The following is a 12,177-nucleotide window of genomic DNA, read 5'->3' on the forward strand; positions in this document are numbered from 1 at the left end:
ATAATCGAGTCTAGGATCGAGTCTAGAGATGGATAAAAATAGTTTATTTAGTGTTAGAATTTGAACTCGTACTTTTCGCCAGGGTTGAGGATGACCACCTTGGTGTCGAGGCCCTTCTCTTCGACCCTCTTCTTGAACTCCTCGGGGGTCCCGTATAGGACAGGGAATGTCTTGTAGTGCATTGGTATCGCTACCTTCGGCTTGATCAGCTCAACAGCCTTCGCGGCCTCCACTGGGTCCATTGTGAAGTGGCCTCCTATCGGGAGGAGGGCTATGTCGGGCTTGTATATTTCGCCGACTAGCGCCATATCCATCGTTATGCCGGTATCACCTGCATGGTAGACTGTCCCCTCACTAGATCTTATCACGACCCCTGTCGGCGCGCCTATCGGGCTGCTGTGGACTGCTGGGACGAGGGCTATCTCGAGGCCGTCCACCTTCATGGGACCACCCATATTCCCGCCTATCGCCCGTGAGGTATCACCTATCTGCTCGCCAACGTAGTTGGCGAGCTCGAAGATCGCTACCACCTTTGCATTCTTATTGTTCTTGAGGATCTCGACAGCGTCACCTATATGGTCCATGTGCCCGTGGGTGAGAACGACTAGGTCTACTCCTGTGATTTCACTCGCCTTGACCGGAGAGAGCGGGTTGCTTAGGAATGGGTCTATGAGTATCTTCTTCCCATCAACGTAGAGCTCGAACGCTGAGTGCCCATAGTATTTTAGGTAAGCCAATCCAGTCATCACCTCTAAGCACTCCACTCTCCATATATGTAGTGTTGGGTGGAATTAAAGTTAACACGGATCAACAAGTATAATCCTGGTAACCCCACTATTCCGGGCGGGTGTATAGTATAGTGGCTCTGGACGAGGAGGCTGTCGAGAAGATCATAAAGGCCGGCGAGATAGGGGCTAGGGTGAGAGAGCTTGCAACCAGCCTCGTAAAGCCTGGTGCCTCTGCAAGAGAGGTATGCTCAAGGGTCGAGGAGTACACTTTGGAGCTGGGCGCGAAGCCCGCCTTCCCATGCAACTTCAGCGTGAACGAGGTGGCAGCACACTATACTCCGGGGCTGGATGATGACGTTAGGCTGACGGGAGTCGAGGTTGTCAAGATTGATGTCGGGGTGCACGTGGATGGATACATAGCGGACACCGCTGCAACAGTAGACCTCTCCGGGGTTAACGGTCCACTCCTAGACGCGGCCAGGAGCGCGCTCGAGCAGGTTGTAAGGATAATGAAGCCAAACATACGCGTATACGATATAGGGAAGGCCGTAGAGGCGGCCATAAAGAAGCACGGCTATAGGCCGGTCAGGAACCTTACAGGCCACACTATAGGCCGGTGGATCATACACGCCGGGACACAGATACCAAACTATCCGGACAGGACCACATTCCATAAAAGACTAAGGCCCGGCACACTTGTCGCAGTCGAGCCCTTCGCAACTAATGGGAGGGGGCTTGTACGGGATGGTGGAGTAGTAAACATATACTCTTATACCGGTAAGAGGGGAAGATACAAGCTCTCCCCCGAGGAGGAAGAGGTATTAGAATACATCGTAGAGAACTACAAGACCCTACCCTTCACCCCCAGGTGGCTCCTGGAGAGATTCGACAAGGAGACCATCACCCAAGCCATAAGGACGTTGACTGCCAAAGGTATCATATACCCATACCCCATACTAGTCGAGGCGTCTAAGGGTCTCGTTTCACAGTTCGAGCACACATTCCTCATACTAGAAGATAGAGTGATAGTCACGACGTGCAGGGACTGCCAGTAGCCCCTCCCGGGTGGAGGATTATGTTCTTAAGGATATAACCCCCAGTAGCCTCCACCATGACCCCAGGGATGCAATGGGTTGGCGGCTGCTTCAAATCTAGCCGACTGGATAAGTGCAATAAGCCAATTGCTATTCCTAATAATATTCATATTCCTCTTCCTAGGCGTCAACCAGAGGTTCCAGGTCTACGTGTGGAGCAGGGATATACGGGCCAAACTAACACTCATCAACTCGATGGCGAGCGAGGCGAGGAGGAAGACCCTCGACTTCATGAATAAGAATAAGGCGAGAGACGCTAAGAAGCTGCTCGACAGGATCACCGATTTCTTCGTGATATCTCCCGTAGACATAGAACCCACCGACATAATAAGGAGGCTAGAGCACCTTCTAGACGTGAGGAGGCTAAGGTTCAAAGAATACTTCAAGCAGGCTATGCCAGAATCCGACGAGTACACGAGGAGCAGGGCTGAGACAGCGGGCGAGATAGCGGCGGCTCTCACCTTCATATACAAGTATGTAAGGCACCTCCTCATAACAGGCGAGAAGACAAAGAACTGGATCCTAATAATGCAGCTCCAGCTAATAATGCCCCAGATAGTCAAGATAGCAGACATGTATCGAAAGGCACTAGACGACTTCCTCAAGGGCGTACCTATAGGAGACGCCGCGGGCCCCATGGTAGCGGTGAGGCTCGCGGGGCTCGAGGCAGAGTGGAAGGAGATAGACGAGGAGACAGTCTACACTGTGAGCGAAGTCGCGAACAGGAAAGTCTATATTGTGAAGGCGAAGGGCCCCGGGTCAAGCGTGGGCAAACCTGGAGTAGCGACAGCGAAACTCGTCAAGGAGCTAATAGAGAGGGGTGAGAAGCCCAGCCTCATCCTAACAGTGGATGCCGCATTAAAGCTAGAGGGAGAGGAAACTGGCAGTGTAGCCGACGGGGTTGGAGCGGCGATAGGTGACCCTGGCCCAGAGAAGATAAGCTTCGAGAGAATAGCGTCCCACTACGGGATACCCCTCAGAGCAGTCATCGTTAAGATGGGCATGGATGAAGCGATACAAGCAATGAAGAAGGAGATCGCTGATGGAGTAGAGAAGGCTGTTGCCAGGGTCAAGGAGATAATCGAGAACGAGACGAGAGAAGGGGACACGGTAGTAGTGATAGGCGTCGGAAACACTCTCGGAGTAGCATGAGGTGCCAAAGGGATGGCGACGAACCTAATGCCCGACTGGATGCAGTCCCTCCTCCTACTATTATTCATAGGGCTAGCCATAGCCTTGGCAATCCAGCAGGCCAGGGAGCTTAAGAAAATGCAGCTACCCGTGAAGAAAAAAGTATATACGATTATCAAGTGTGGAGATAAGGAGGAAACCAGAGAGTTCCACGAGGGAGACTACGTGGGTAAAAAGGTAGAATGCAACGATGAAACCGGTTTAATCACTAAAATATATGCAGTCTACCCCGAGAACCAGAGTGGGAGCGGCCGATGAAGACCTAGCTGGATCCGAGTCCCCTCTTAGACCCGGACTGTGACGAGCACCGGGTTAATCGAGGCCCATACTAGCAAGGATCCTTCTATTCCGGCATTCCTAGACCTATTCCTAGACCTATTAATTTAATTATCTAGCAATCTAATCAGTAGAGAGAGTTAAATACCTAGTGACCCAATTACGGATATACAGAAGAACCCCTTACTAATCGGGTGATGCGCGTGAATTCAAAGGCGTTAAGCATGATCCTAATAGCAGTAATGCTCGCAAGCACTGCACTCCCGGCAACACTTGCCCAAAAACAGGAACCCCTAATAGGAATAAAGACAATAAACACTATAGCCCCAAGCCATGCAAATCTGATGGTAGCACCACCTAAGGGCATAGACTTCAACCCAGACAAACTTGACACGGCTATACTAGACTCACACTACGTCTCCGAACTAGCCAGCAGGTACGGCGATCTCTATAGGAGCGTCTACTCTACAACCCTCGGGAAGGACATAGGCTTTAACGCGGTAGGCCTCATAGTTCAGGTGAACAGCACCGCGGCTGAAAGGCTCCTTGAGAGAGTAGCTGAGAAGTATCATGCAGTCATAGTCAAGAAGTGGCCTGAGATTAATGCTGTACTAGTAGCACTCCCAGCGGACTCGTCCCTAGTAGGGAAGGTTGCGAAGGAATTCTCAAGCCTCCCCGAGGTAAAGAAGGTGTACCTCGACAAGATAGCCCAGCCCGCAATGTGGGACACCACTGTCATGCTAGGCACAGACTACTTGAACAACCTGGGAATTAACGGTAGTGGCGTACTGGTAGCGGTGCTAGATACTGGTGTAGATCCGAGCCATCCAGCGATACCGAATCCAGTATACTGGAGGGATTTCGTGAACAACCAGAGCACCCCCTACGACAACGTTGGACACGGAACCCATGTTACCGGCACCATCCTGGGCAACGGCCCCTCAATATTCAACACAACCACTGGAATGTGGCACTCGGTCCTTGTAGGCAACACGGGCCAGTTCAACTATCAGAGGCTAGCCAACCTAACATATGAGGTGAACGTGACCGGCTATAACGGAAGTAATGTAACACTAGACCTCAGGCACCTCTATATACTATTGGACACCAGCCTCAGCAGTGATAACGTGATATTCGCAGCCAACGCCTACATACTTGTAAAGTTCGATAACGGAAACTGGAGCCTAGTAGCCAACTTCAGCGGCAAGAACCAGACCACACCGGTCGAGGACAAGTTCAATATAACTGTTCCAGCTAATGCTTCATCAATGTACGTCTCCTTCATCTACGAGTACCTAGCGTTCTATGGCGCCAACGGGACCCTCTACCTATCACACTGGGATATAGACGGATGGTTCATAGACTACGTTAAAGTCTATAATGCGAGTAATGCATCCGACATTCTACTTTATGACGACGTCAACTCGATCTACGGTCCACTCCCACCCTACGTGGTAAACGCGACATGGTGGATCAGGACTCCCTCAAGCTTCCACGGAGTAGCACCCGGAGCCACACTAGCCTCCGGTAAAGTCTGTAGCTTGGGCGGCTGCCCAACCAGCGCTATATTAAACGGTATGGAGTGGGCCTACAACATAAGCGCCGACGTTGTATCAATGAGCCTGGGCGGAACAGCGTATTACTATGACCTGTTAGCGCAGATGGCTGACTGGCTAGTTGAGCATGGGACCCTAGTGGTAATAGCAGCTGGCAACTCCGGCCCAGACTTCTACACGGTCGAGAGCCCCGGTATAAGCCATCTAGCACTAACAGTTGGCGCCGCGACTAAGGCGTGGACCACAGCATACTTCTCAAGCGCCGGTCCAAGCCCTGTAGACTACATTGTAAAGCCCGATGTCTCAGCGCCCGGAATGGCTGTATCGTCGTCGGTACCATTAGCCCTCGGCCTGTGGGCCCCCGACTTCCCATACGAGGCGTGGGCGGGTACTAGCATGGCTACTCCACACGTCTCCGGACTGGCGGCGCTTGTCAAGAGTGCCAACCCATCATGGAGTCCACTAATGATTAAGTCGGCGATAATCTCCACAGCAGACTGGCTCCTGCCAAGCGTGTACTTCCCGAGAGTAGACGTGTACAGGCAGGGTGCTGGAATGATCGATCCTATCCAGGCAGTCTCAACGACAGTGTTGCCATTCCCTGCTAATGCATTCCTAGGCACACCGACCAAAGAGATAGACAATGAGACCGCTACGAACATCACCATTTATAATGTTGGATCTACCCCTGTGAACGTGACTGTAATAGACATGGACCTATACTGGACCAATGCTAACTTATCCAACCTACAGTACCAGGACTGGACTCAGGCGATCACCTCGCCAACCCTGAACGAGTCATTCGTAATAGCTAGCAACAACTCTGCAGTAGTACCCATAACCATAGACCTCACCAACCTATCAATGCCGGCAGGCGTCTATGGAGGATACATTGAGTTCTCCACCAACACCTCCGGTATAATCAAGGTCATATTCGGGTTCAAGCTCAACGCTTTAACATGGATCAACGGCACAGTAATAGATGTTGACACAGGCCAACCGCTCGAGGGAGTTAACGTCTCAATATGGACCCCCTATCTTGACACGCTCTATGCATGGCAGCTAACCAATGCTAGCGGCAACTTCGCCATTAAGGTTATTGGCAACACGACGGTAAGGATTGTAGCGGAGGGTAACTTGTCAGAGTACTATCTATACATGGGCTATCCTGTCGACACTGACGATGGACTAGTAGTCAACATAAGCCTAAAAGAGAGAGTCACCCCTGGAAGCGTGCTGATATTCCCAGACATGTACGCCTCACCGAACGTTACATCCTCTATAGAGGCGTTCAAGAACGCCTCAGAGGAGCTAGGATTCAACGTGCTGGTATGGAACCCAGCAGTGCTTGGAACAGTCTATGGGCCAGTTCTAAGTGGTGACTTCGCAGCAGTTATCTATCTCTCCGGAGGCTACTACTATCCAGTATCCGATGCAGCAGACTACACGGCTCTAATACTATACTCCATGTACTTCCCAGGTCTCATAGTCCTCTCAGGAGGCGATATAGGATGGTTCCACTATAACGACGACTTAATGCAGAAGGTGGCGCACGCCGTCTTCGTCGACGACCTTTTGCCAGGCTCTTATAATGTAACCCTACTAAAGAACGAGCTAACATCCACACTGTTTGGCCCAGACAACTATCTAATGTATGAAAACACCACTACAGGGACGCCAATAGGCAACGTAACAACCATCTACATGGGCGACTACTGGCCAGACATGGTATCTCCGGTGAACAACGGGACCTCCGCCGCCGTATGGGCATTTAACACGAGCACATCTTCAATAGTACTATACTATGGAAACGGATCGGAGCTGGCAAAGTCTGTATACTTCGCCTTCGACTTCGAAGAGCTACCGCAGAGCCTCCAATCCGAGTTCGCGAAGAGGGTCCTCGCCTTCGCATTTGACACGGCCCCTCCCACTGTATCAGCGGACAAGATCCCCGTATCATATAGTAATGGTATGATAACCGTCAACGCCTCCAACGCGTTCTCAGAAGACACCGGGATAGCATTCTACCTGTTGAAGGTCTACGACGAGAACGGCACCCTCCTATACGAGACGGGCGACTACTCTGGAGTCTTCCAAGTAGACCCATCAGTGCTCGGACTACAAGCTGGGAGCGACTACATCTTCCAGGTCATCGGAGTGGACCTGGTAGGAAATGAGACCGCTGTGAACATACCAGTAAGATACCATCCCTATGCGAGTGGAGGAGGAGCATACTTCACCAGTAACACCACCGTCAACGTATCTGGCGTGGCGAATGGTGCAACGATAACCGCTAACGTCACAGCCCCCGTACTAGTTCAGCTGGTAGCATTCACAGGTGGAAACTCCTTCACTAACCAGCTAGGTGTCGTACCGCCTTCAGGCCTGTACAACTACAACCTATACATGGACCTGTACGCCAACGCCTCAGTCAGCGGCGCATTGAAGCAGTTAACAATAACGATCCACTTGAATAAGAAGCTGGTGAGAGCGGGAACAGCCGAGCTCTACTGGTGGAACGGCTCACAGTGGCTGCCTGTAAGCGACTACACCACGAATAAGACTGCAGGCACAGTTACGATCACTATAAGCAACACGACAAGCCCATCAGTGTCAGACCTTTCTGGAACACCGCTGATATTCACTGCGATACCGAACCTGGTAGGAGGTAAGCTTGCAGTCGACGCGGGATCGCCTGCTGCCGCAACAATAGCAATGGCTCTCGGCCTTGTAGTGGCAGTGGCTGGAGTCCTATTCCTGTCTAGGAGAAGCCACTAGAAAAATCTTTTTTAAACTATTTTATTATTATTATTATTATGCTGTTAAGGTTGGAATCGAGAGGCCCCGTTTCAATCACTGCATCAAGTGCTTTTAGAAGATGGTAGGAATTATTCTCTAATAGGAACTTGTATGGGTCCAATCCCATTCTTCTAGCTCGAGCAGTCATGCCCACAGCCACAATAGCCCCGGCGGCGGGGCTCTTCCCATCTATCCCATCAGTGTCCATTGCAAGAAGGGCAGCAGAATAATTCTTCTCAGCCCACCTATCCATATAGAGGAGCCAGGATAAGGCAAGCTCCTGGTTACGCCCCCCAACTCCCTCAGGGTTGCGAACCCTCACAGAAGTCTCCCCGCCTAATAATATTGCTGCGGGCGGTTCAACGGGAATCCCTCTCTCCATAGCCTCTAGTGTAATGGATGCGAGGGCTTTTCCAACTTCACTACTATCCCCGTCCAGCCTGCTCGTCAATATAAGAGTGTTGTATCCGTCGCTGGCTAGTCTATTCTCCAGGTCCCGCAGGACGTTTATATTGGAGGCGACGAGTACGTTGGCGACATTCTTAAACACGGGGTCACCCGGTTTGGGGGTCTCGGGCCTCTCCCCTCGGGCTCCCTCCTTCAGGATGCGAACAACGCTCTCTGGCACCTTCCCGAGGAGCCCATACCGCTCTAGGACTTCTAGAGCATCCTTGTAGGTTGTGGGATCCGGCGCGGTGGGTCCAGAAGCGATGGACTCAAACTTATCACCTGGAACATCACTTGCATAATATCCATATACGGGGCCGGGCTCTGCATACTTTGCCAGCCATCCACCCTTAACCAGGCTAAGGTGCTTCCTGACAGTGTTGATCTCGTGAATATTAGCCCCTGAGGATAGGAGGAGACTATTAGTAGTAGCTAAGTCTTCGAGGGAGAGCCCTTCTTGGGGCTTCTCTACTAGCGAGCTCCCCCCTCCAGAGACGAGGACGAGCAACCCCTTACCAGCTGCCGCCCTACTCCACTCAACAACGGCCTCGCCAGCCTTAATGCTTCCCTCGTCGGGTGTGGGATGGCTCGCCTTTATTATCTCGAGTCCATCGATCTTCTCCGGCCTCCTCCACTTGGGTATAACTACAACGCCCCCCTCAACCCGTTCGCCTAGCACGTCTACGGCTGCCCGGGCCATAGGGATGCTGGCTTTTCCGAAGGCTACCACTATAGCTGCATTCACCCTTTTAGATTCGAGGGCGTTCTTCGTCCGCGAGTATAAGTCGCTAGCTACAACCACTCTTTCCACAAGCCCCCTCATGTACTCCAGTAGCCCTTCGCCCAACGACGATCACCGAGAAGTTACTCACGTGTCTATCTATATACATGGTGGAAGATTATTATAGATGGCCGGTGTATAGAAGTATAATTGAATATGAGCCCGGTCTGGGAGTGAATAGAAGTGAGATACGAGATAAGATGGCATGGTAGAGGAGGGCAGGGTGCCGTAACTGCTGCAATGATCCTCGCCAAGGCAGCTATATATGAGGGGAAGTACGCGCAGGCCTTTCCAGAATTCGGAGCAGAGAGAAGGGGAGCCCCGGTAAGAGCGTATAGTAAAGTATCTGATAAGCCTATTTACTCTAGGTCCCCCATCCTTAACCCAGACGCAGTCGTAGTCCTCGATTCCAGCCTCCCCAAGGAGCTGTACCTGGAGGGGTTGAAGGAGGGGGGACTCCTAATAGTGAATACCAAGAAGTCGCCAGAGGAGCTCCGGGAGGCTCTAGGCATAGATGGAAGATACAAAATCTACACTGTCGACGCCACGAAGATCGCCCTGGAAGTGCTGGGCGTCCCTATAGTCAACACGGCGATGGTGGGTGCTTTTGTTAAGGCCCTACCGATAGTTTCCCTGGAGAGTGTTGCCAGAGCTATCCAGGAAACCTTCCCTGGTCGGGTTGGGGAAAAGAACGTTGAGGCGGCCCAGGCCGCCTATGAGGCTCTAGTTGAGGCTAGTGGTTGAAGGGTGGTGTATGATGGCTTCAAAAGAGCTCCCGGCCTGGAACGAGCTCCCTGCAGGGGGAATCATTATCGAGCCGGGCAACAGTGAGGAAAGATACACTGGGGACTGGAGGGTTTTCAGGCCGGTTATAAACCAGGATAAGTGTATAAGGTGTCTACTCTGCTGGGTCTACTGCCCAGACAGTGCTTTCGATATAGTAGAGGAGCCCTACGAAACAAGCACTGGCAGGAAGTACAAGTTCAGCCTCAAGATCGACTACTATCACTGTAAGGGATGCGGGATCTGCGTTGAGGAGTGCCCTGTCAACGCGATAGACTTCGTTGAGGAGGTGAAGTAGGAGTGGCAGTAGTGGAGCAGAAAGCGAGAGTTGAGTGGAAGAGGCTCCCCCTTTCCTCAAACTATGCGGTAGCATACGCTGTAAAGGATCTAGACGTTGATGTAGTAGCAGCCTACCCAATAACGCCCCAGACCACAGTGGTTGAGAAAATATCAGAGTTCATCGCCAACGGTGAGCTGGACGCCGAGATGATTCATGTTGAGAGCGAGCACTCCGCTCTCAGCGCGACTATAGCGGCCTCCGCCGCGGGGGCGAGAGCCTTCACCGCCACGGCAAGCCAGGGATTAGAGCTCATGCACGAGATACTCCATATAGCCAGTGGCCTAAGACTCCCTGTAGTCATGAGTGTCGCGACGAGGGCGCTCTCAGCCCCGATAAGCATCTGGAACGACTACAGCGACCTGATGAATACAAGGGACACCAGCTGGATAACTATTATAGCCTCCACCGCTCAGGAAGCCTACGATACAGTTGTCCAGGCATACAAGATAGCAGAGGACCCCGAGGTAATGTTGCCCGTTATGGTTGGTTACGATGGATACATAATGAGCCACACCTATGAGCCGGTGCTCGTCCCAGAGAGTAATGAGGCTATACTAGAATACGCCCCCAAGAACTACAATAGGATACGCCTTGACCCCGACAGGCCCATCTCGATGGGAACCCTCACGGGGCCAGAATGGTACTATGAGTTCAAGTACCAGCAGGTAGTCGCGATGAAGAAGGCTCTCGAGAAGGCGAGGGAAGCTGACCGCCTCTTCGAAGAATACTTTGGCAGAGGTTATGGTCTCGTCGAAGAATGCAGGACTGAGGACGCCGACATAGTGCTAGTGGCGTATGGTGGACTCTTCGGTACAATAAGGGAGGCGATAGATATCATGAGAGAGAATGGCGTCAAGGTGGGAGGGCTAAGGATACGCCTATGGAGACCATTCCCCACGGAGGATGTCAAGAGAGCGCTAGCAAATGCGAGGCTCGCAGTAGTGATTGATAAGGCGATCTCGTATGGAGCGAGGATCGCTGGCCCCGTAGCCTTAGAGGTGATGTCAGCATTCTACCATGAAGCCGATAAGCCGCAGGTGCTGAGCGTGATCGCCGGGATAGGGCAGAGGAGGATAACCGAGCAGACTATAAAGGAGATAGTCGATTACGCCGTTAAGCTACTCGACAGGGGCAGGGTCCCCCAGGAGAGCCTGTACTGGGGAGTAAGGGGTGTGAGATATGAGTAAACAGGTGGCTAGGAAGAGGAGGGCGTTCAGGCTCCTCACAGACATACCCCGTGAGGAGCTCTTCGCATCCGGCCACGGCCTGTGTGCCGGGTGCACTGCAGGCACTATAGTAAGGCACCTGTTGAAGGTTGCCGGAAGGAACACTATACTGGTGAATGCCACTGGCTGCGTCGAAGTCTCTACAACCACATATCCATACACCAGCTGGAAGATTCCATGGCTACACCTAGCCTTCGAGAACGCTGGAGCAGCGGCGAGCGGGGTTGAGGCCGCCTTAAAAGTGTTGAAGAGGAAGGGAGTAATCGACCCCGACAAGAAGATAAACATCGTAGTCCTGGGTGGAGACGGTGGAACCTATGATATAGGACTTCAAGCCCTCTCGGGGATGCTGGAGAGAGGCCATAATGTAATGTATGTCCTATACGATAACGAGGCATACATGAACACTGGAATACAGAGGAGCGGGTCAACACCCCTCCACGCGTGGACCACGACCACCCCAGCCGGTAAAGTCTGGAGGGGTGAGAGGAGGCCCAAGAAACCAATAGCAGACATAGTGGCGGCTCACAGGATACCATATGTAGCGACAGCCAACCCAGCCTACGCCCTAGACATGCTCAACAAGTTTAAGAGGGGCCTCGAGGTGGAGGGGCCAGCCTTCGTCCACGTCCTCCAGCCATGCCCCACTGGCTGGAGATTCGACCCCCGCCACGGCATAAAGGTGGCAAGGCTAGCAACCGAGACAGGAATGTGGGTGAACTGGGAGCTGGACCATGGGGAATTCGACGTAACAGTACCGGTTGCCAGGAGAAAGCACGTCCGCCACTACCTAAAGATGCAGGGCAGGTTCCGCCACCTTACAGAGGAGGAGATCGAGGAGATCCAGAAGTGGGTCGACCAGGAGGTTGAAAGGATAAACAAGCTCGTGGGAAGACAAGTAATAGGCCCCGTGGAAGAGTAACCCTAATACCCCCATTAATTTCCCTAACCCAGTC

General features: G+C 52.3%; 10 protein-coding genes. 8 read left to right on the top strand and 2 right to left on the bottom strand.

Features of this window, described 5'->3' with window-relative positions:
- Window positions 1-53 precede the first annotated feature (53 nt).
- The gene (locus tag ACZ47H_RS07700; RefSeq protein ID WP_464933100.1) at window positions 54-737 is read right to left on the bottom strand and encodes a metal-dependent hydrolase; all 684 of its coding nucleotides are present in this window, start codon (window positions 735-737) and stop codon (window positions 54-56) included.
- A 122-nt stretch (window positions 738-859) separates the two neighbouring features.
- On the opposite strand from ACZ47H_RS07700, the gene map reads away from it, so the two are divergent.
- From map to ACZ47H_RS07720, 4 genes are all read left to right on the top strand, one after another.
- Window positions 860-1,783: a type II methionyl aminopeptidase gene (map, locus tag ACZ47H_RS07705; protein ID WP_464933101.1), complete on the top strand. Its 924-nt coding sequence runs from the start codon at window positions 860-862 to the stop codon at window positions 1,781-1,783.
- A 78-nt stretch (window positions 1,784-1,861) separates the two neighbouring features.
- Entirely contained in the window at window positions 1,862-2,974 is a 1,113-nt protein-coding gene (locus ACZ47H_RS07710) for a DUF1512 domain-containing protein (protein ID WP_464933102.1), read from the top strand.
- A 12-nt stretch (window positions 2,975-2,986) separates the two neighbouring features.
- Entirely contained in the window at window positions 2,987-3,271 is a 285-nt protein-coding gene (locus tag ACZ47H_RS07715; protein WP_464933103.1) for a hypothetical protein, read from the top strand.
- Window positions 3,272-3,486: 215 nt separating this feature from the next.
- A complete protein-coding gene (locus ACZ47H_RS07720; protein ID WP_464933104.1) occupies window positions 3,487-7,623 on the top strand; it encodes a S8 family serine peptidase in 4,137 nt (1,378 codons plus the stop codon).
- Window positions 7,624-7,639: 16 nt separating this feature from the next.
- On the opposite strand, the gene ACZ47H_RS07725 is transcribed toward ACZ47H_RS07720, so the two are convergent.
- On the bottom strand, window positions 7,640-8,938 hold the full coding sequence (locus ACZ47H_RS07725) for a glycerate kinase type-2 family protein (RefSeq protein ID WP_464933105.1): 1,299 nt from the start codon (window positions 8,936-8,938) through the stop codon (window positions 7,640-7,642).
- A gap of 117 nt (window positions 8,939-9,055) precedes the next feature.
- Between ACZ47H_RS07725 and ACZ47H_RS07730 the strand changes: the two genes are divergently transcribed.
- From ACZ47H_RS07730 to porB, 4 genes are read left to right on the top strand one after another with little or no spacing between them, the layout of a single operon-like run.
- A complete protein-coding gene (locus ACZ47H_RS07730; protein WP_464933106.1) occupies window positions 9,056-9,616 on the top strand; it encodes a pyruvate ferredoxin oxidoreductase subunit gamma in 561 nt (186 codons plus the stop codon).
- Between the two features lie 13 nt (window positions 9,617-9,629).
- The gene (locus ACZ47H_RS07735; RefSeq protein ID WP_464933107.1) at window positions 9,630-9,953 is read left to right on the top strand and encodes a 4Fe-4S binding protein; all 324 of its coding nucleotides are present in this window, start codon (window positions 9,630-9,632) and stop codon (window positions 9,951-9,953) included.
- Window positions 9,954-9,955: 2 nt separating this feature from the next.
- Window positions 9,956-11,182, top strand: a complete 1,227-nt coding sequence (locus ACZ47H_RS07740) for a ferredoxin oxidoreductase (RefSeq protein ID WP_464933108.1) — start codon at window positions 9,956-9,958, stop codon at window positions 11,180-11,182.
- On the top strand, window positions 11,175-12,143 hold the full coding sequence (gene porB / locus ACZ47H_RS07745; protein WP_464933109.1) for a pyruvate synthase subunit PorB: 969 nt from the start codon (window positions 11,175-11,177) through the stop codon (window positions 12,141-12,143). Before ACZ47H_RS07740 ends, porB begins: the two co-directional genes overlap by 8 nt.
- The last annotated feature ends 34 nt before the right edge of the window (window positions 12,144-12,177 follow it).

This window comes from Thermodiscus maritimus, from assembly GCF_055382595.1.